Origin of the sequence: Oceanobacillus salinisoli, assembly GCF_009733865.1 — a bacterium.
Classification (GTDB): Bacteria; Bacillota; Bacilli; order Bacillales; family Amphibacillaceae; genus Oceanobacillus; species Oceanobacillus salinisoli.
In genome coordinates this window covers 42,079-62,148 of record NZ_WOFB01000026.1, presented here as the reverse complement: position 1 = coordinate 62,148, position 20,070 = coordinate 42,079, and the positions used below count along the sequence as shown (strand labels likewise).

General features: G+C 36.3%; 22 protein-coding genes. 17 read left to right on the top strand and 5 right to left on the bottom strand.

Annotated elements, in window-relative coordinates:
• The first annotated feature begins 109 nt into the window (after positions 1 to 109).
• The gene (locus GMJ66_RS16860; protein WP_156291490.1) at positions 110 to 640 is read left to right on the top strand and encodes a hypothetical protein; all 531 of its coding nucleotides are present in this window, start codon (positions 110 to 112) and stop codon (positions 638 to 640) included.
• A gap of 509 nt (positions 641 to 1,149) precedes the next feature.
• Here GMJ66_RS16860 and rpsD read toward each other — a convergent pair.
• Positions 1,150 to 1,752: a 30S ribosomal protein S4 gene (gene rpsD, locus GMJ66_RS16855; RefSeq protein WP_156291489.1), complete on the bottom strand. Its 603-nt coding sequence runs from the start codon at positions 1,750 to 1,752 to the stop codon at positions 1,150 to 1,152.
• Positions 1,753 to 2,245: 493 nt separating this feature from the next.
• Between rpsD and GMJ66_RS16850 the strand changes: the two genes are divergently transcribed.
• Positions 2,246 to 4,051 carry a sensor domain-containing diguanylate cyclase gene (locus GMJ66_RS16850; protein ID WP_197046752.1) on the top strand — a complete coding sequence of 602 codons (1,806 nt, stop codon included), beginning with the start codon at positions 2,246 to 2,248 and terminating at the stop codon, positions 4,049 to 4,051.
• 41 nt (positions 4,052 to 4,092) lie between these two features.
• Here GMJ66_RS16850 and GMJ66_RS16845 read toward each other — a convergent pair whose 3' ends face one another.
• Positions 4,093 to 4,572: a GAF domain-containing protein gene (locus GMJ66_RS16845; protein ID WP_156291487.1), complete on the bottom strand. Its 480-nt coding sequence runs from the start codon at positions 4,570 to 4,572 to the stop codon at positions 4,093 to 4,095.
• Positions 4,573 to 4,689: 117 nt separating this feature from the next.
• Here GMJ66_RS16845 and refZ point away from each other — a divergent pair, with 117 nt between their 5' ends.
• The 6 genes from refZ (at position 4,690) to GMJ66_RS16815 (ending at position 10,346) form a co-directional block, all read left to right on the top strand.
• Complete coding sequence (gene refZ, locus GMJ66_RS16840) at positions 4,690 to 5,322, top strand: forespore capture DNA-binding protein RefZ (protein ID WP_156291486.1); 633 nt, start codon at positions 4,690 to 4,692, stop codon at positions 5,320 to 5,322.
• A gap of 161 nt (positions 5,323 to 5,483) precedes the next feature.
• On the top strand, positions 5,484 to 7,178 hold the full coding sequence (gene ezrA / locus GMJ66_RS16835; RefSeq protein WP_156291485.1) for a septation ring formation regulator EzrA: 1,695 nt from the start codon (positions 5,484 to 5,486) through the stop codon (positions 7,176 to 7,178).
• Positions 7,179 to 7,361: 183 nt separating this feature from the next.
• Positions 7,362 to 8,501, top strand: coding sequence for a cysteine desulfurase family protein (locus GMJ66_RS16830; protein ID WP_156291484.1), 1,140 nt, complete (start codon positions 7,362 to 7,364; stop codon positions 8,499 to 8,501).
• A 6-nt stretch (positions 8,502 to 8,507) separates the two neighbouring features.
• Positions 8,508 to 9,710 carry a tRNA uracil 4-sulfurtransferase ThiI gene (thiI, locus tag GMJ66_RS16825; protein WP_156291483.1) on the top strand — a complete coding sequence of 401 codons (1,203 nt, stop codon included), beginning with the start codon at positions 8,508 to 8,510 and terminating at the stop codon, positions 9,708 to 9,710.
• Between the two features lie 154 nt (positions 9,711 to 9,864).
• Entirely contained in the window at positions 9,865 to 10,074 is a 210-nt protein-coding gene (locus GMJ66_RS16820; protein WP_156291482.1) for an alpha/beta-type small acid-soluble spore protein, read from the top strand.
• 65 nt (positions 10,075 to 10,139) lie between these two features.
• Positions 10,140 to 10,346: an alpha/beta-type small acid-soluble spore protein gene (locus GMJ66_RS16815; RefSeq protein ID WP_156291481.1), complete on the top strand. Its 207-nt coding sequence runs from the start codon at positions 10,140 to 10,142 to the stop codon at positions 10,344 to 10,346.
• A gap of 63 nt (positions 10,347 to 10,409) precedes the next feature.
• Here the strand turns inward: GMJ66_RS16815 and GMJ66_RS16810 are convergent, their stop codons facing one another.
• Positions 10,410 to 11,210: an NAD kinase gene (locus tag GMJ66_RS16810; RefSeq protein WP_156291480.1), complete on the bottom strand. Its 801-nt coding sequence runs from the start codon at positions 11,208 to 11,210 to the stop codon at positions 10,410 to 10,412.
• A gap of 310 nt (positions 11,211 to 11,520) precedes the next feature.
• Here GMJ66_RS16810 and GMJ66_RS16805 point away from each other — a divergent pair, with 310 nt between their 5' ends.
• From GMJ66_RS16805 to GMJ66_RS16785, 5 genes are all read left to right on the top strand, one after another.
• Positions 11,521 to 12,081 carry a DUF2953 domain-containing protein gene (locus tag GMJ66_RS16805; RefSeq protein WP_156291479.1) on the top strand — a complete coding sequence of 187 codons (561 nt, stop codon included), beginning with the start codon at positions 11,521 to 11,523 and terminating at the stop codon, positions 12,079 to 12,081.
• Between the two features lie 20 nt (positions 12,082 to 12,101).
• A complete protein-coding gene (gene ytfJ, locus GMJ66_RS16800) occupies positions 12,102 to 12,611 on the top strand; it encodes a GerW family sporulation protein (RefSeq protein ID WP_156291478.1) in 510 nt (169 codons plus the stop codon).
• Positions 12,612 to 12,724: 113 nt separating this feature from the next.
• The gene (gene tpx / locus GMJ66_RS16795; RefSeq protein WP_156291477.1) at positions 12,725 to 13,225 is read left to right on the top strand and encodes a thiol peroxidase; all 501 of its coding nucleotides are present in this window, start codon (positions 12,725 to 12,727) and stop codon (positions 13,223 to 13,225) included.
• 213 nt (positions 13,226 to 13,438) lie between these two features.
• The gene (locus GMJ66_RS16790; RefSeq protein ID WP_156291476.1) at positions 13,439 to 14,425 is read left to right on the top strand and encodes a class I SAM-dependent methyltransferase; all 987 of its coding nucleotides are present in this window, start codon (positions 13,439 to 13,441) and stop codon (positions 14,423 to 14,425) included.
• Positions 14,426 to 14,456: 31 nt separating this feature from the next.
• On the top strand, positions 14,457 to 15,647 hold the full coding sequence (locus GMJ66_RS16785; RefSeq protein WP_156291475.1) for an acetate kinase: 1,191 nt from the start codon (positions 14,457 to 14,459) through the stop codon (positions 15,645 to 15,647).
• Positions 15,648 to 15,810: 163 nt separating this feature from the next.
• Here the strand turns inward: GMJ66_RS16785 and GMJ66_RS16780 are convergent, their stop codons facing one another.
• Entirely contained in the window at positions 15,811 to 16,239 is a 429-nt protein-coding gene (locus GMJ66_RS16780; RefSeq protein ID WP_156291474.1) for a universal stress protein, read from the bottom strand.
• A gap of 127 nt (positions 16,240 to 16,366) precedes the next feature.
• Between GMJ66_RS16780 and GMJ66_RS16775 the strand changes: the two genes are divergently transcribed.
• Positions 16,367 to 16,555: a hypothetical protein gene (locus tag GMJ66_RS16775; RefSeq protein ID WP_156291473.1), complete on the top strand. Its 189-nt coding sequence runs from the start codon at positions 16,367 to 16,369 to the stop codon at positions 16,553 to 16,555.
• A 307-nt stretch (positions 16,556 to 16,862) separates the two neighbouring features.
• On the opposite strand, the gene GMJ66_RS16770 is transcribed toward GMJ66_RS16775, so the two are convergent.
• The gene (locus GMJ66_RS16770) at positions 16,863 to 17,960 is read right to left on the bottom strand and encodes a M24 family metallopeptidase (protein WP_156291472.1); all 1,098 of its coding nucleotides are present in this window, start codon (positions 17,958 to 17,960) and stop codon (positions 16,863 to 16,865) included.
• A 157-nt stretch (positions 17,961 to 18,117) separates the two neighbouring features.
• Here GMJ66_RS16770 and GMJ66_RS16765 point away from each other — a divergent pair, with 157 nt between their 5' ends.
• The 3 genes from GMJ66_RS16765 to GMJ66_RS16755 all read left to right on the top strand — a co-directional run bounded on the left by GMJ66_RS16765 (position 18,118) and on the right by GMJ66_RS16755 (position 20,070).
• Entirely contained in the window at positions 18,118 to 18,636 is a 519-nt protein-coding gene (locus tag GMJ66_RS16765) for a DUF4178 domain-containing protein (RefSeq protein WP_156291471.1), read from the top strand.
• A 15-nt stretch (positions 18,637 to 18,651) separates the two neighbouring features.
• Positions 18,652 to 19,317: a PspA/IM30 family protein gene (locus tag GMJ66_RS16760; protein WP_156291470.1), complete on the top strand. Its 666-nt coding sequence runs from the start codon at positions 18,652 to 18,654 to the stop codon at positions 19,315 to 19,317.
• Positions 19,318 to 19,386: 69 nt separating this feature from the next.
• Positions 19,387 to 20,070: a DUF4247 domain-containing protein gene (locus tag GMJ66_RS16755; protein WP_156291469.1), complete on the top strand. Its 684-nt coding sequence runs from the start codon at positions 19,387 to 19,389 to the stop codon at positions 20,068 to 20,070.

Here is a 20,070-nt window from a genome sequence, read left to right as displayed (position 1 = left end):
TAGTGTTGAAGGATAGAGGTATTGTGCTAACGGGGCAGTAATTTTAAATAAGAATATTTGGCTTTTTATTGTAAAATAAGGTGAGGAATTTTTATATAGGAGTGATTAAATGAAATATAAAAAGTATTTAGTAGCATTTCTTTCAATTATTTTATTACTTGCTGTTGGTTGTACCAATCAGAACTTCACTTCTCCGATGCTGTTTACAGGTGAAAGTGAAAACTGGACAGTGGCAATGGTAATTGAACAAGAGGAAGTAGTAGGTATGGATAAATTGAAGGCAAGATATAAATATAACATTACTTACAATAAAGACGTTCCTGAAAAATATATTACAAAATGGGTAGATGGAGAAGAGGTGTCATTAACCTATTATATCGAAGGACCAGATGAAAATATAGAAAACAGTCACCAACAACCTATATTTTACAGTAATAGTGACTATTGGTTTACAGGGGTAGACAATAACTCTTTTTTAGAGCCATATACCGAAAATGATACATTAGATGTCGTTATAAACTTTGATGGGGCAAAAGAGACAATCACATTGAAGTTTGATAAAGGGAGAACAAAAGATTTAAAAGGGATAGAGAGAGATGTAATTGAAAACTCATTAGTAGGACCAATAGAAATAAAATAAAATAAAACTTTCTATAAAAAAGACGTTTTTTTAAACGGTACGATATTGGCTGACTTATAATAGTTTCATGAAAATGTGAAGAAGTGTACTAAAGTAACGGGTGCATTACTTGAATATGCTCCATAATCAAAACACCTTCAATATACACCATTTTATACATTGGTAGTATGTTGAAGGTCTTTTAATATATAGAAAATATACTGCCATTTCATACATAACTAATAGACTAAATACCAAATCCAGTTTAAGTAAAAGGGCAAGAAAATAATGATATGAAAAGTTGGATAAATGGTAACTATCTATGATTCACACATGTGTTATACTACTTTCTTTCTATTCCTTCACCCATGCTAGTAAATTTTTTGGTCCCAATTTGGCCCCAGTTGGCCCCAAATTAGTACATTATATTGTGTTATTTTGCAAAGTAAACAAAAATGAAAAAACCCCTGAAACGTTGATATAACAACATTTCAAGGGGCTTCTTTGTGTTATCCTGCAAACTACAAAGATTAACGAGAATAGAACTCAACGATAAGCGCTTCGTTAATTTCAGCTGGAAGCTCAGAACGCTCTGGGAAGCGAGAGTATGTTCCTTCTAATTTATCCGCATCAAAAGTTAAGTACTCAGGTACGAATGTGTTTACTTCAATTGCTTCTTTAACGATGTCAAGGTTTTGTGATTTCTCACGTAAACCAATTGTTTGACCCGGTTTAACACTGTAAGATGGGATATCTACACGGCTTCCATCCACAGTAATATGACCATGATTTACTAGCTGACGTGCTTGTCTGCGAGTACGAGCAAGACCTAAACGGTAAACAAGGTTGTCAAGGCGAGATTCAAGTAAAATCATGAAGTTTTCACCATGAATACCTTTCATTTTACCAGCTCTTACGAATAGGGTACGGAATTGACGTTCGTTTAATCCGTACATGAAGCGTAATTTTTGCTTCTCTTGCATTTGTAAGCCATATTCAGACATTTTCTTGCGTTGGTTTGGTCCATGCTGACCAGGAGCGTAAGGACGTTTGTCTAATTCCTTACCAGTTCCAGTTAAAGAAATTCCAAGACGGCGGGATTTTTTCCATACCGATCCAGTATAACGAGACATATAATATGTCCTCCTTTATTTATTTTATTTGCATAAAATAAAACGAGCGTGTTCCTTACGATGTCCATTTTGTTTTCATGTACCATCGCTCTGGCAGCAGAGAGTTACACGATACACCTCTAAGTTTCATAACCTTAAAGAGGAACAAAATGGGGCCAAGCGTCGGTTCACATAGGCTACCTATTATTTTACACAAAGTTTAGTATATATTTTTTAAATCTCATTGTCAATGAAATTAGAAATTACTTTTAAAAATACGGGGAAATTTTTTTCTTTTATAGGAAAATGGAACTAATTGCCGTAAATTAATGTATAATGATAATATGATAAATAAAGATTAGAAAAACTTGCATTCGCTTGTCCTTATGGGAGTGTGGTAGTTTTTCTTATACTTTGGCTATGAAAATTTTAGTAATACCGAATCCTCTTCTTGGCTAAATTTAATACTTTCCTAAAGTGGAACCAAAGGTAAAATCTCGGATGGGTGATGAAAATGGCTGATTTAACTAATAAATTGCAGCAGATCTATTATAACCTGTTGTCGGAATTCACAAAATTGGAACTGGATAAAGAGCAAATATTTGCGAAAATGACAGAAATGGTATTGGACAATTTTAATGCTTCCTTTATCGCATTCTATTTATATGATGTCCGGGATGATTGTTATCATTTAGAGTCCGATTCTGCATTAACGGATACATATGTCCTAAGACAATCGATACGCAATACTAGTTTTAACATGGAAAGTATTTTTAAGGAGTTTCCTACAGAGGAAAATCAATTTCCATTATACTTTATTCCATTAGAACGAGCTTTGCTTGTTATAAGTACAAAGGACACCATTACAAATAAATTAAATGAAGACATTATAGTAGAAACAGAAAAATTTTTAACCATTATATCAAATATATTAGAAGAAAGAACAAACAATAGGAACCATCAGTTTTTATTTGATCTTAGTACAAGGCTTTTTTCAGAAAATGAAAAGAATAAGATTTTAACAGAGATTGTTGAAGCATTACATACATTATATCCTGACTTTTCTTATTCTTTATTATTATCCCAGGATAATGAAGCAATTGCATCCCTTCCTATTAAGACCATTGAATTTAATGATACAGAGACAAATACGGTTATTTCACAAGCTTTTATGACAGGTCAATTCCAGATGGAAAATCATGTAGAGGAGAAAAGTACGTATGTATATGCTCCACTTGTTGGAAAACAAGGGGTGTACGGTGTATTACAGATGATTACACCATCCATCATGACGTTTTCGAATAGTGAAATTGATTTTATTAATCAATTCTCGTTTCTTGCTGGAACGGCTATTGAAAGGGCTACTCTTTATGAGAATTCAAAGCTGAAAGTAAATTCCCTGTCCTTAATCAATGATTTTACCCAAAAGTTAAACTCCAATTTAGAGCTTTCAGAGATTATCAAGCTTGTAAAAAAAGAAATTATTAAGGTGAGTCAACCGTCTGAGGTTGGATTTATTTTTGTAGATGACGATCTTGATGTTCAATTTTTAGGAGAAAGCACGATGTATTTTAAATCAGAAGAAGGATTAACTTTCGCAAAAAATCTATGTTTAGAAACGATGGATGATCCCGAATCTCTTTTTGTTGGACAGTATGACAGGGATATCACATTCACTTATAAGTCAATGATGGCAATCCCAATCAAGCATTCTGGATATGTACACGGACTTACGATTATTTTGCATGAAGAGTCGTATTATTTTACGTTTGAAAATTTCAAGTTACTGGAGACGCTTATTCAGCATGCGACCCTTGCTTTAACAAATGCACATTTAAAAGACAAACTGCATAAAGCAGTGATTACCGATTATTTAACAGGGCTTCATTCCAGAAACTATTTGGAACAAAAAATCAATGAAGATATGGATACTGGGGAGAAAGGTGTTTTATTACTGTTTGATATCGATGATTTTAAAAAGGTGAATGACGTTTATGGACATCATGTAGGCGACCGAGTGATCAAACAAATTTCGGATATTTTAAAAAACTACTGTCGCAGTATGGATGTTCCTGCAAGATGGGGTGGAGAGGAATTAGCGATTTACTTACCTAACAGGACGTTAAAGGAAAGTGAAGAGGTTGCTGAGATCATTAGAAACCAAGTGTCTACCTTAACAGACCCCCCAGTGACATTGTCTTGTGGAATTTCTTCATGGGTAAGAGGAGAGAAAAATTCCATCATTAATTTGTTTATGCGAACAGATAAAGCATTGTATAAAGCAAAGAATACAGGAAAGAATTGTATTGTAAAAAACTAGCAGATTGGAATTATCTGCTAGTTTTTTATGTATTATGAAGTTTAAATATACTTTTCTAATACGTTAACGAATTTTTCCAGATAGATCTGATCCACTTCATCAAACCGGTCTTTAGAAGGACTATCGATATCAAGAACACCATATACTTCACTATTTTTCATGATTGGTATAACGATTTCAGAATTACTTGCGCTGTCACAGGCAATGTGCCCAGGGAATGCATGAACATTAGCTATGCGCTGAGTCTTTCTTTCATGTACGGCTGTACCACATACTCCTTTCCCGTAGCCAATTCGAACGCATGCAGGAAGACCCTGGAATGGTCCTAGAACAAGTTCGTCTTTTTTCCATAAGTAAAAGCCAACCCAATTTATATCGGTTAAAAATTGATTTAGCAGTGCTGTTGCATTGGATAAATTAGCGATGTCATCTTGCTCCCCCTCAATTAATGCCTCCAGCTGTTTGATTGTCAGTTCATAATCTTTTGTTTTATCACCTGAATATATGCTTGTTTCAAACATAAAAACCTCTCCTTTATATGGTCTCAAATTTCGACAGTGCGTACAGTATTTGTCGAGAAAAAAATGAAGGATAAATCGTTCCAACGTCGTAATCAACAAGTAAGGAGTTGAGTCGATATGAAGAATAATCCTTCTAAACAAAAAGTGATTAATGCTGCATCTACCTTATTTTTTCAAAAAGGATTTCATGGAACATCTGTTAGAGATATTGCCGACAGGGCTTCTGTAAATGTGTCATCCATTAGCTATTATTTTAATAGTAAACAAGGGTTATTGGAATATGCTGTTACTCATTATTATGAAGATTATTTAGCATCCATTGAAGACACCTTGCAGCAGTGTGACTTATTAAGCCCTATTGAAAAGTTGCAGGAGCTAATTTCAACAATTATACAGTATAAGCAAAGCAACTATCAATTAACATGTTTTATTCAGCGGGAGCTTTCACTGGATTCCGTGTTTGTAAGGGAAATGACAGTAACCTACCTTGCAAAGGAGAATTTTTATATCCGAAAAACATTTTTTGATGCATTGGGTAACCGGGTGAAGAGTGAATACAAACAGTATTTATTAATGCAATTAAAAGGAATGTTAATTACACCATATATTTTGCATAATGATTGGAAAGATCAGGTTATTGGGGAGTATTCCCACCAAATCTTTATAAAAAAATATGTGAAAGTCATTCATGATTGGCTGGATTTTACGATAATGAGTGAACAGGAAATGAAAAGAAAAGTGGTTCATTAAAAAATAAATGACGAATGGTGAATTTATTTGTATAATTTTAGCCAAAAATAGCAATTCCATGGTATCATAGTTATATAATTTTTAAATTTAATTTACCTTCATGTGAATGGAACTTATACTTGTGGAGTATCCTCTTGTTGAAATTGGTTGGGAGGCTTTTTATGGCATATTTTATAGGGATTATACTATTCGTCATTGTATTAATAATTATTGGACTTATTTTAAGAAAACGGATTTATGATACAGTAGACCGGCTGGAAAACTGGAAATTGGATATCATGAGCAGGAATATTGCCTCACAGCTCAGTCGAATTAAAAGTTTAAATCTTTCCGGTGAAACACAGGAGCGGTTTGAAATATGGAAAGAACGCTGGGAATATATTGTAACAAAGGAACTGCCGGATATAGAAGAACATTTGCTTGATGCGGAGGAAGCGGCAGACCGATTTTTCATTTCCAAAGCAAAAATGGTGCTAAATAGTACAGAAAAGGTCCTGCAAACGATAGAAAATGATATTGAAGACCTACTGGCCGGGTTGGATGAGCTTTTAGAATCAGAAGAAGTCAGCAGAAAAGAAATGGAAGAACTGGAGCCGAGTATTAAGGAATTACGGAAAACACTTTCTAAAAACCGCTATCAATACGGGAAGGCCGAATTGTTCTTCGATGTCGAGATTGATGAATTGGAAGAGGCATTTACACAATACCATGAATTAGTGGATGCAGGAAATTATTTTGAGGCCAAGGAACTTGTAAGTAACATTAAACAGAATAAAGAAGAACTGGAAGAGTTAATCGAGAAGTTTCCACTTATCTATAAAAGATGCAAACATGATGTACCTTCCCAATTAGATAATCTTATAGCTGGAATTAAGGAAATGAAAGAAGAAGGATATCGTGTCGAACATTTAGGATTTGAAAAAGAAATTCATACATATCAGGGTCGATTCCTGGATTTACTGCAACAATTGGAAAGAGGCCAAACAGATGAAGCAGAACAATTCCTGGATGATGTGGACGAAAGAATAAAAGAAATGTATCAATTGCTGGAAAGGGAAGCAATTGCCAAGAATTATCTCGAGACAAAAATGCCAAACTTCAAGGAAACATTGGAAGCAATTAGTAAAAAATACCAGGTTACACAGGCTGAGGTAGAGGAACTGAAGAAGGCATACTATTTTGAAGACAGTGACCTGGAAAAGTATTTAAATCTTGGCAAATTAATTTCTTCTATAGAAGATGAATTGGAAGATATATCCTCCAATATGAATAAGAAGGATGTTGGCCATTCGGAATTGCGTGATCGACTGGAAAATGGTTACCAGAAGCTGGAAGAATTGGAAAAGAATCTGGAAAAATTTAAAGAAAGCATTAAAAACCTACGCAAGGATGAAATGGAAGCAAGGGACAGACTTGCAGAAATGCGCAGTCAGCTATACAATCTAAATAGAAAACTGAAGAAGAGCAATATCCCTGGAGTCCCAACATTTATTTGGAATCTTATAGAAGAAACAGCAAATAAAAACAGTCAGGTTATTGCAGCGTTAGAGAAAACACCATTGGATATGGCTGTAGTTCAAGAATCATTAGCTGAATCGAAAAAAGCGCTCGACCGCACTATTGAGGAAACACATATAATGCTTGATCAGGCCTATTTGACTGAGCGGGTAATACAGTATGCGAACCGGTATCGCAGTAAATATCCGATTTTAGCAGCAAAATTAGCTGAATCGGAGCGGCTATTTCGATCCTATGAGTATGAATTGGCATTGGAAACTGCAGCAAAAGCAGTAGAAGAGATAGAACCTGGTGCACTCAAGAGAATTGAAGAAACACAAGCTGCAATTAATATTTGATGATAAGGGCTTTCGTTAAGCTGGGGGATATTTAGCCTGCTTAATGATAAGCTCTTAATTTTGTTTATACTGAGTTTTCAAAAGGAGGGTGAAAAGGATCCAGAAGTTCGATTTGTCATTTTCACCGGACTTTTGGACATCCTCTTTAAGAGATAAGATACCTGAAATAAGGAGTTTTTATAGATGATTTATTTAGATAATAGTGCAACAACCAAACCAGATCCAGCTGTGTTGGAAAGCTTTAATCAAGTATCCAGACAATATTATGGAAATCCTTCTTCGATTCATCAGTTTGGCGGGACGGCAGAAAAACTGCTTATTACTGCAAAAAAACAGGCAGCAGAGATTTTACAAGTGGAAAAGGAAGAGCTCATTTTCACTTCTGGTGGAACAGAAGGAAATAATATGGCAATTAAAGGGGTTGCACTGGAGCATCAAAATCGGGGGAAACATATTATTACATCTGAAATTGAGCATCCTTCCGTTTTTGAGGCATGTGAAAGCTTAAAAAAATTGGGGTTTGAAATTACTTATTTGCCTGTTAATGATAAAGGAGTTATTTCAATCAGTGATTTGAAAGCTGCTATTAGGGACGATACGATTTTAATTAGCATCATGCATGTGAATAATGAAATAGGCTCCATTCAACCGATTGAAGAAATAGGTGCGATTGCTGGAAATTATCCAAAACTTTTTTTCCATGTTGATGATGTTCAAGGGTTGGGTAAAGTTCCGTTAGACCTGAAAAAAAGTGGTATTGATTTATGTACGTATTCCGGACATAAAATTCATGGCTTAAAGGGTACAGGGATGTTATATGTAAATAAGCGGACAAAACTGTTTCCATTATTTCATGGTGGAAGTCAAGAGTCAGCCTTGCGCTCAGGTACAGAAAATTTGGCAGGAATTGTTGCGATGGTTAAAGCACTTCGACTTATAAAAGAAAAAGAAAAGAACGAAATTGCAAAGATGTACGAAATGCAGCAGTTCATCATGAATGAGGTAAAAGCTATAGATGGAGTGAACATGAATACCCCCGAAGAGGCTGCACCACATATTGTAAATATTTCTGTACCTGGAATTAAACCAGAAGTAATTATTCACATGTTAGGGGAGCAAAATATATTTATCTCGACGAAATCTGCCTGCTCATCTAAATTAAAGGACGAAAGTAAAGTACTGGCAGCATGTGGCTTCCAAGCAGACCGTACGACATCCGCATTAAGAATTAGTTTGTCTTATGATAATACAATGGAAGAAATCAAAACATTTATTGGTGCACTGAAGAGTGCGATAAGTGAATTTAAAAAAGCACTGGAGTAGATAACGATGGAATTTGATCATATATTAATCAGGTATGGAGAAATGGCATTAAAAGGAAAAAATATTAAACAATTTATTAACCAGCTGCAGCAGAATGTCCAGCAAAAAATAAAGGAATTTCCCGGTGTTAAAGTGAAACGGACACAGGGGCGCATGTTCGTGCTTTTAAATGGAAATGATCCGAAAGCCGTCATGGAAAAATGCAAAAATGTTTTTGGCACTCAGAGTTTAAGTCTGGCAGTTAAAGTAGAAAATGATGTGGAAAAAATAAAAGAGGCGGCACTGTATGCTTTAAACAATGGGGAAAATATTCATAAGTTTAAAGTCACCGTAAAACGAATTAATAAAGATTTTCCTGTCCGTTCTCAAGAAATGAACCAAGTATTGGGTGGACATTTACTTACCAATACAGATGGTATTACAGTAGATGTTCATCATCCAGATGTGGAAGTAAAAGTGGAAATTCGAAATGAAGCAACTTATATCACTTCAAGTGTTGTGCCTGGATTAGGAGGGCTTCCGGTTGGCACCTCAGGCAAATCGTTATTACTTTTATCTGGCGGGATAGATAGCCCGGTTGCTGGGTTTCTGTCAATGAAGCGCGGAGTTGAAATTGAGGCGATTCATTTTCATTCTCCACCATACACAAGTGAACGTTCTAAACAGAAAGTTCTGGACTTAGCTAAACAATTAACGAAATATGGCAAGTCAATTAAGGTTCATATTGTACCATTTACAAAGCTTCAGCAGGAAATCTTTAGGGAAATGCCTGATGCATATGCGATGACGATTATGCGGCGAATGATGTTTCGAATTAGTGAAAAGGTTTGTGAACAGGAGTCTATTCTTTCCCTTACAACTGGGGAAAATCTTGGGCAAGTAGCAAGTCAGACGATGGAAAGTATGCATACGATTAATGAAGTAACGAACTACCCGATTATTCGTCCACTTGTCACAATGGATAAGCAAGAGGTTATTGAATTATCTCATGAAATTGGAACCTATGAAACGTCGATTTTACCTTATGAAGATTGCTGTACGATTTTTGTTCCAAAATCACCTAAAACCAAACCAAAACGGGATAAAGTGAATTATTATGAATCCACTCATGATTTCACTGCATCGATACAAGAAGCGGTTAATGGAATTGAAACGATTAAAATTACGGATAAGAAAGATCCAACAGAAACGTTTCACGATCTTTTGTAAAACAAAGGTTGTTTTCTAAAAAAGATTGGGACTTGAAGTTAAGGTTTTAATCAGACGAAACAGCTTTAAGAGATTTACAGGAATTCCCAGTCAGAAAAATGTATTGTTTCACCTCATGATGCACAATCTATAAGTACCAAGGAGGTGAACAGACATGGCAAATAACAACAGCAACAACTCAAATCAATTAGTAGTTCCTGGTGCAGAACAAGCACTTGAACAAATGAAATTTGAGATTGCTCAAGAATTTGGAGTTCAACTTGGTGCAGATAATACTTCTCGCGCTAACGGTTCTGTTGGTGGCGAAATTACCAAACGTTTAGTTTCTATGGCTGAACAACAGTTTGGTGGTCAAGCTAAATAATTATTATATTAAAATTAATTAGTTATTCGCCTCAAAATCTTTGACTCTCAAGGAGGTAAACAATCATGGCAAATAACAACAGCAACAATTCTAATCAATTAGTAGTTCCTGGTGCAGAACAAGCACTTCAGCAAATGAAAACAGAAATCGCTCAAGAATTTGGAGTTCAACTTGGTGCAGATACTACTTCTCGTGCTAACGGTTCAGTTGGTGGAGAAATTACTAAACGTCTAGTATCTATGGCTGAACAACAATTCGGCGGTCAAGCTTAATAAGAACAATTCAATATAGATGGCATGGGCTATCCTAGACGGGATAGCCCTTTCGTATTTTGTTTATAAAAACATTCGCTTTACACGATCCCAATAGGAGTTGTTTTTTAATTTTACTGTTTTCACAACGGTATCATCCATTGTAACTTCGATTGTATTTATTCTTCGGATTGGAAAAGCCTCATTGTCAAAGCTTACAATTGGATGGTCATTTCCATCCTGTACTTCAATTAGTTTTAACTTACGACTCTTGCTTAGAATAAAAGAAGACCCGAGCGTACGGAAATTGTTATTATTTATAGAAGATATTTCAGATACTTGAAAACAAGCGAGCAACGGATCAATGACAGCGCCATTGGAAGATTTGTTATATCCAGTACTTCCTGTTGGTGTCGCTACAACCATTCCATCCCCGCGAAATGTTTCAAAATGCTGGCCATCAATAAAAACGTCCAGAACAATGGTTTTAACGATAGTGGAGCGAATAGTTAATTCATTTAAACAGTAGGAAGGTCTTCCATCATTGACCTGCGTTTTAATTACTGGGAACCTACGAACTTCCATTTCCTCATGTAAAACGGAATGCAATAATTTATCAAAGTTATCTAAACTAAAGTCGCAATATAAACTTGATTCATTGTCACGAGCAAGCCCTGCGTAAATAGCATCTTGCCTGAAACCGGTTTTTCTAACGGCCTGCAGGAACATTCCGTCCCCACCAACACTAATAATGACATTGGCCTTTTTATCATCATCCACGACATTAAAATTATTTTTTTCCGCTAAATCAAATAAAGGATTTAATTTATTCAGAATTTCTTCATCCTTATGGTAATAGAAAAACACGTTATTTCGTTCTGACATATGTACACCCTCCATTTTATCACGTGATTAACTGGCTGTAAGACCCTTAACGAGAAGAATTCGAGATGCCTCAAGAATTATAAGTGGGGGACGGGCAGCCAGTAAACTCCTGATTCGTTCATCTAACAATCAATAGGGGATGAAAAAAAACCCACTGATTGAAGATTCACTTTATCCAGTTTGAAAATTCTTTCTAGATTATTCTAACACGCATACAACCGGTTATCCTAACCCGAAGAAAAAAGCATGAGTATAATTGGAAAAGTGTAGCAAAATAAAACTGGATGAATAATTTTTAGAGGTGCTGTTTATGTTGTTGTTATTTGCTGTATTATTAGGCTTCATTCCTATTCTTCTTGCTCTATTTTTACTTTTAAAGGTTTACATTACAATCCATTATTCTTTTGAGGATAATAAACAGCAAATACAAGTATCCATAGCGCTGTCCAGGTTTCGAATAATCAATAAAAGCATTCCACTAAATAAGGTAGAAGATTATCCATTCATTAATAATGTGGATGACATGTTGGACAGTTCCGAAGTCGATTCTTATATTGCAACATTTCGTAAAATAATGGAAGCACTGCATTCTATTTTAAAAAATACAAAACTTCATCAATTAAATTGGTCCACTATGATTGGAACAGGTGAAGCAAGTTCGACTGGTGTAGTAAGTGGTGCCATTTGGGCGATTAAAGGTTCGATTATTGGTTATTTTGCAGAAAAGTTTATATTGATGTGTAATCCCGACATTCAAGTAAATCCTAAGTTCCAACAGGAGTATTTTCAAACAAACTTGGATTGCATGGTTTCCATAAGAATAGGAAAAGCTATACAAGCATTTATCAAAGTAAATCGTTTATTTAAATAAAAATAAAGGAGGTCAATTAAATGGAAGAGCATCCCATTCAAGGCTTAATGACGACTGCAATGGAAAATTTGAAAGATATGATTGAGGTAAACACGATTGTTGGTGATCCAGTTGAATCACCTGATGGGAGCATTATTATTCCGGTTTCTAAACTGGGATTTGGATTTGCGGCAGGAGGGAGTGAATTTACTCCCAGTGATGGCCAAGGAGACTCTGGTGCTGAATTGCCTTTTGGCGGAGGTAGTGGTGGCGGTGTTTCGATTACACCAATCGCCTTTTTAGTATTAAGTAAAGATGGAATTAAGATGGTTCACCTTGATCAGCAAACACATTTCTATGAAAAAATGTTGAATCATGCCCCGCAAGTTGTACAAAAGATACAGGAAATGCTAAAAGATGCAGGCATCAGTCTGCCGATAGATAAGGAAGAAAAGTCGTCTAAAAAGGATGGAGAAGAAGCGAAAAACAAGTCAGGTGAGACCGATGAGAAAAAAGACAAGAAAGAGGATTCCATCAATTACGATATTTAATGCTGTAACGGATTTCACAAAGATTTAACAAAAATATAATCTTTTTTATTGGACACAGACGACAGTTATCTTCATAATGAGATAGAAGAAATTATTAGGGAGGAATGAATCGTATGGCGAATGTTACATTCCAACAAGAACCAGTCACATTAGTGGGAAACGAAGTAAAAGTAGGGGATACAGCTCCTAATATTACTGTACTGTCCAATGACCTTAAAGAGGTTACTTTAGATGATTATCAAGGGAAGATAAAATTAATCGCAGCGGTGCCATCTGTCGATACGGGTGTATGTGCTGAGGAAACAAAACGTTTTAATGAAGAAGCGGACCAATTAGATAATGTACAAGTATTAACAATAAGTATGGACTTGCCTTTTGCGCAAGCACGCTGGTGTGCGGCAGAAGGAGTAAATAACTTAGACACATTATCAGATCATCGAGATGCTTCTTTCGGTGAAAACTACGGAGTATTAATGAAAGAAAACCGTTTGCTTGCAAGGGCTATTTTTGTTCTTGACTCTGAAAATAAAGTTACTTATGTAGAATATGTGCCAGAGGTAACGACGCATCCAAACTATGATGCCGCTATCGAAGCAGCTAAAAATGCAAAATAATCATGTTTAATGTAGTGTTAAACGGAAATCATTACTTTTATGGCCCCCAATTATTATTGGGAGGCCATTCTTATGTTCACTTTCCTTTCGTTTTCGGCTATAATTTAACATAAAATTCGCAAATCCTGTTACTTTAGTGTAATTTTTTTACATATACTTATGAACTTTGCTACAATAAATAAGTTGTAGAGGAAACGATTGGAGGATTTTGTCATGGAAAAGTCAAATGTTGAAAAACTTTTTAGTTGGCTGGATCATAATGCGGAGATCATCCAGCAGCATATGAATGAAACATACTTAGATAGCTTGGCAATAACGATGGAAATCTTGTTCTATCAGGATTCTCCTGAAGGGCTGGATGAAATCGTATCACATAAAATACAGAGCGCATTATCAGAAATAGAGTTTTCCTCATTTAAAACAGTGGAAATTCGTAAAGCAGTACAATTAGCTATATTGAAAGGGATGAAAGATTCCACACAGCAACAGCATTTGATGACACCAGAGACAGTGGCAATGATTGTAGGGTACCTGTCAGATAAGCTTATGGAAGGTAAGAAAAGTATTCGTTTATTTGATCCTGTCAGTGGTACAGGGAATTTAATTTCAACGGTACTTGAACAGTTAAAACAGGAAGTGGAAGCTTTCGCAAGTGAAGTTGATCCAACATTAATTAGACTGGGTATGTTAAATGCAAACTTACAGAAAAAGCAGATTGAATTTTTTCATCAAGATAGCCTAAGACCTTTTTTGCTGGATCCGGTTGATTTAGTGGTTGCGGATTTACCTGTTGGATATTACCCCGATGATTTTCAGGCTGGCAATTATGAGTTAAAGGCGGATGAAGGACACTCTTATGCCCATCATCTATTTATTGAACAAAGTTTGAAATATACGAAAGAGGCCGGTTATCTCGTATTAATAATTCCTGAATTCTTGTTTGATAGCGACCAATCGGACAAACTTAATCAATTTCTTCATAAACATGCACACATTATTGGCGTGATACGTTTACCGGAAACGGCGTTTAAGTCAAAAAATAACACGAAAAGCATTCTCGTTTTGCAAAAGAAAGGAAAACAAACTGCTGAGGTGAAACAACCTCTTCTAGTACAAATGCCTTCTTTTAAAAATGCAAACGCGATGGCAGATATTTTAGGACAGATGAATGCATGGTTCAAAACGTATCATACTAAATAAAGAATTGAACAGTAGGAGTGAAGTGACATCAATGAGTAACGTATTAGCAGTAAATGCAGGAAGTTCATCATTAAAGTTTCAATTAATTCAAATGCCTGAAGAAATAGTTGCTGCAATTGGTTTAGTGGAAAGAATCGGATTAAATGATTCTATTTTCTCTATAGAAGTAAATGGGGAGAAAGAGAAAAAGGTAGAAGATATTCCTGACCACGGAGTAGCAGTTAAAATGCTATTAGATTCACTGATTTCAACAGGCGTTGTTAAATCATTTGATGAAATTGATGCGGTTGGACATCGAGTAGTACATGGTGGAGAATATTTTAATGATTCAGTTGTCATTACAGATGAAGTGATTCAAAAAATTGATGAAATATCAGAACTTGCACCATTGCATAATCCGGCAAACTTAACTGGAATTAACGCTTTTAAAGAAATATTGCCAAATGTACCAATGGTAGCAGTGTTTGATACTGCATTCCATCAAACCATGCCAAAATCATCTTATTTATACAGCCTGCCTTATGAGTACTATGAAGAGTACGGCATTCGTAAATATGGTTTCCATGGTACTTCACATAAGTATGTCACACAACGAGCTTCTGAATTGATGGGCGTACCATTGGAGAATTTACGTCTATTATCCTGCCATATTGGAAATGGAGCAAGTATTACAGCCGTTCAAGGTGGGAAATCAATTGATACTTCCATGGGATTCACACCACTTGCAGGTGTTACAATGGGAACCCGTTCAGGAAATATTGACCCTGCCTTAATTCCTTACATTATGGAAAAAACGGGAAAAACTGCAGAAGAAGTAATCAATGTATTGAATAAAGAAAGTGGTTTGCTCGCATTATCTGGTTTCTCCAGTGACTTGCGTGATATTGAAAGCAAGTCAGATACCGATGAGCGTGCAAAACTGGCTTTGAATGTTTTTGCTGGCAGAATCCATAAATATATTGGCTCTTATGCAGCCAAAATGTCAGGTGTCGATGCCATTATCTTTACAGCAGGCGTTGGTGAGAATAGTATTACGATGAGAGAAAAAATCCTCACCGGACTGGAATTCATGGGTATTTATTGGGATCCGACCCGTAATAATGTACGAGGAAAGGAAAAGTTTATTAATTACCCGCACTCCCCAGTTAAGGTCATCGTCATTCCAACAAACGAGGAAGTTATGATTGCAAGAGATACGGTGCGATTAGCTACTAATATGTAAAGAATGAAAAAAGGGCTGTCTTAAAAATGTGAGACAGCCCTTTTTAAAAAGATAAGAAAGTATAAATTTGCGCTTTGATGTCTAGCTCCATCGCCCAGCGACTAGCGGACTTCCCTCACCTCCGTACGTCGCTAAACGGGCGCTTGCGCTTTTCTTATATGTTCTAACGTACAACGAGTACATCACAAGTTGCATGCCTAGTAATACTTTCAGAAACACTGCCGATAATAAAACGTTCAACGGCATTAAGTCCTGTTGCACCACATATAATTAAATCTGCATTAAAATTGTCAGCAATAGTTTTGGCGATTTTTACTTTCGGGGATCCATATTCAATACAACGGACTAAGTCGGTAAGACCTGCATTTTTGGCATTTTCAACGTAACTGTCCAGCAGTTCTTTCGCATATTCCTCAGCTCGTTCAGCTAAGGAACGATCGTATGTTTCAGCTGTGGCAAATGTACGGGAATCCACAACATGTGCAAGAATTAGCCGACCATTATTACGTTTAGTGATGTCCAGCGATTTTTTAAAAGCTTTTTCCGCAGCTTCCGATCCGTCAACAGCTACAACAATATTTTTATATTCCATAGCACTCTCCCCTTTCATTTCCATTATATACCTAAAATGTAAGCGCTACAATTATATTTTTGGATAGAAAGTTACAACATTGTTACAGCTTTTTAGGACATACTATCTCATACGGAGGTGATTTCCCTTGACTAAGGTAAATAAGAATCATATGGACACGCAAATGCTGAATAATAGGAAGCGGGAATTTATTGAAGACAAAGATGGGGTACAGGCAGTTCAAAATCAGTTGTTTGAAAGTTATCAAAGCGGTGTAGTGGAAGATGAATTGCACAATAACATTGGCGTCCACCATTTTAACAATCGTAAAGCCTAAGCGTGCATAAAACCAATCCACTTTTGATATGGTGGATTGGTTTTATAAATAATGGAAGGTTAGCATTTGTGTAGAAGCGGAGGAACCATCTAAAAATATTCATAGCGGCGGTATTATCTCAAATTAAACTAATTCACATTTTATATAAAATACGACTTAAAATTTTCATTAATAACAACAATCTTTTAGAAAACAGCCTACTCATAAGACATTTAAGATACCATTTTAAGGGAATTTACTAATGTATACTCCTTGCTTAAAAATCAAAGCAAATAAACAGGAAACCGGTAATCAACCGATTTCTTGTTCACCCAATTATTTGCAATTCCTTAGGATATTTCGTTAGCACTTCAGGTCCATTATTCGTTGTGAATATCATATCTTCAATACGTACCCCGCCGATGTTGGGGATGTAAATGCCGGGTTCAATTGTAAAACACATACCAGCTTGCAGTGGGAGTGTGTTGTGACTGTGCATCGATGGAGATTCATGTGTTTCTATGCCAATGCCGTGTCCGATGCGATGTGTGAAGTATTCACCATACCCTGCACTGGAAATAATCTCTCTAGCAGATTGATCAATCTTTCCTGCCCCTGTTCCAATTTGGGCTGATTGAATCGCTTCTTGTTCAGCCTCTAATACGGTGTTATACATATTTCTTTGTTCCTCAGTTATCGATTTAAAGGTAACAGTCCTTGTTATATCCGAGCAATAACCTTCAAAGACAACACCTAAATCAAATAGAATAAGGTCCCCAGCTGCTATTTTTCTGGTGGATGGTGTTCCATGTGGGGATGCGGTTTTTGCTCCGGAAAGTGCCATGGTGGAAAAAGACATTTCCTGAACTCCTTGTTTTTTGAGTTCATACTCAATTGTAGCAATTAATTCCAGCTCACTAATCCCTTCTTGGACTGCTTTCACTCCGGTCTCGATGCCAAAATCGGCAAGAATTGCGGCTTCTTTAAGCAGGTTATATTCCTTATTACTTTTGATCATACGGAGGCTTGCTAACATTTCTTTGGCATCAAACATGGTAGTACTTGGTAACATTTTCGTGATGGCTTTATAGCGCTCCAAGGTAATATGGTCCTGCTCAATGGCCATGGATTGCGGTATGCTCTCATTTTTCTTTAAATAAGATAACAGTAATTGCCATGGATTTTCGTGGTCATAATACCCTATAATTTTTTCTTTCCACCCAGCATGCCTGGCATCTTCTACTTCCATTGCCGGAACAAGAATGACTGGATCCATTGTATGACTGATATATGCGGCAATTACACGTTCATGTGGCTCAGTATAGTAATTACTTACATAATAAAAATTAGCTTTGGATGTAACTAAGATACTGTCCAGATTTTTCCTTTGCAGTTCCTCCAATAATTTCGTCACTCTACTTGCCATGTATCTCACCACCTATGATAGAATATAATTAGTATATCAAAAGATATATCCTTTTTCTTTTAGAGGATGTTCAAAAATTTTTTAATCATTTTTTGAAACCTTTTTCTTAGGAAGTACGTAATACAATTAACACATGAATGATATGAGAGGTGAAGTTGTGGGGTTATTTTCGAAACTTTTCTCCAGTAAAAAACAAGAAAAGCCTGCACCAAAGGAAAGAACAGCCTTAAACATAGAAATAGGGGATATTGTTACCTATGATTTAACAGATTATGAGGTAGTGGGAAAAATTACCTATCGGGATGGCAGCTATGAGTGGCTGAGTTATCAGTTGCTGGAAGAAGGTGGGCATGAGACCATTTGGTTAGCTGCAGAAATGGACGATGAATTGGAACTAGGGATTTATAAACGTGTTCAGCTACCAGTATCTAAGCCATATCCTAAACAATTAGAATATGAAAATAAAACCTATTATAAAGAGGAAGAAGGAAATGCCAGGGTACTGGGGCAGGGAAGAAGCGCTAATTTACAAGGAATGGAAACACATTATGCTGATTATGCTGATGAGGAGGAGGAAAGCTTTCTCAGCTTAGAATCCTGGGGGACTGAGGTTGAAGTTAGTGTAGGTTATTCCATTGAGCCATATGAATTAAAAATAATTGCAGGATCATATTAAAGGAGGAAAAAGTGCATGTTCAAATTTTTTAAACGTGTAAAAACAGTGGTAAGTTCTGAATTAAATACGGTGCTTGATAAAGCGGAGGATCCGGTAAAAATGCTGGATCAGTATATGCGTGATATGGCGGAGGATATCCGCGAAGTAGAAGCAGCGGTTGCGAAACAAATTGCCAACGAAAAAATGTTAAAACGAAAAGCAAATGATGCGAAGGCGATGGTTGAAAAAAGACAGCAGCAGGCTGAAAAGGCGATTGAATCTGGAAATGATGATTTAGCCCGTCGTGCACTGCAGGATAAGAAAGACCATGATGCGACTGCACAGCAGTTAAATGAATCATGGGAACGTGCGAAACAAGATGCAGATATGCTTCGTGATAAATTGGATGAGATGAAAAAAGAATACAATGAAATGAAGTTGAAGAAGGATTCCTTAAAAGCTCGTGCAGAGTCAGCAAAAACAAGAACAAAAATCAATCGTACAATGTCTTCTGTTGGTGGCGATGAATCCAAACAAGGTTTTGAACGAATGGAAGAAAAAGTACTGCGATATGAAGCAGAAGCAGAAACAACTGAAGACCTATCACGCGAAAGTCGTTCTTTGGATGATGAATTTGATGAGTTGGAAAAAGATGACGTAGATGATGAATTAGCAGCATTGAAAGAAAAGTTAGGAAAATAATTCATAATGGAGCAGCTCATCCTGCTCCATTCCTTCTAACTTAATTATTTATATGAGAGGGGGATTGCTTTGCATAAAAAGTGGATGTTATGGATTGGACTTATTGTATTCATATTACTCTTAACAGCCTGTTCATCCCCTATGCTGGACAGTTCGAATAGAGGTATTCAGCAAGAGTCTCCAATAACTGCTGACGATATTCCAGATGAACCAGCAAAGGAAGAGATTACCCAAGCAATATCAGATAGTACATACAGTCAAGTTGACAATATCATTTCTTCCAATTTTCCATTAGTTGATGTGGTTAGAGAAGAGGATACGGAAGCTGAAATCTATGCAACGAAACAGTTTCAGATGGAGGAATTAAGCGCTGTACTGACAGAAAAAATCCAGCCAGATGAAGAAAGTGAAGTTGTTGACAACCAGCAAATGTTTATTTATCCTGATTATTTTGTTACGCTTAAGCCAAGTGAAGCGGATGACGACGTACTTTTAATAGAAGTGGCAAGTGAAAGGTTTGTAGAACGAAATTATTCACCTAATTTTTTAAGTACATATTTTACGATTCGGATGCTTGATAGCTTATTCGGAAATAATTGGAGTACGAGAAGGACAGAGGCATGTCAAACGGGTGGTTGTTATGGCGGTTATACAGGTAAGAAATCTTCCACTGCAGTAGGAGGTTCCGGGTCCGGAAGCTCTAATCGGGGAAGCTCATCCTATCGTGGTGGTGGACCAAGCACTGGTAAATAA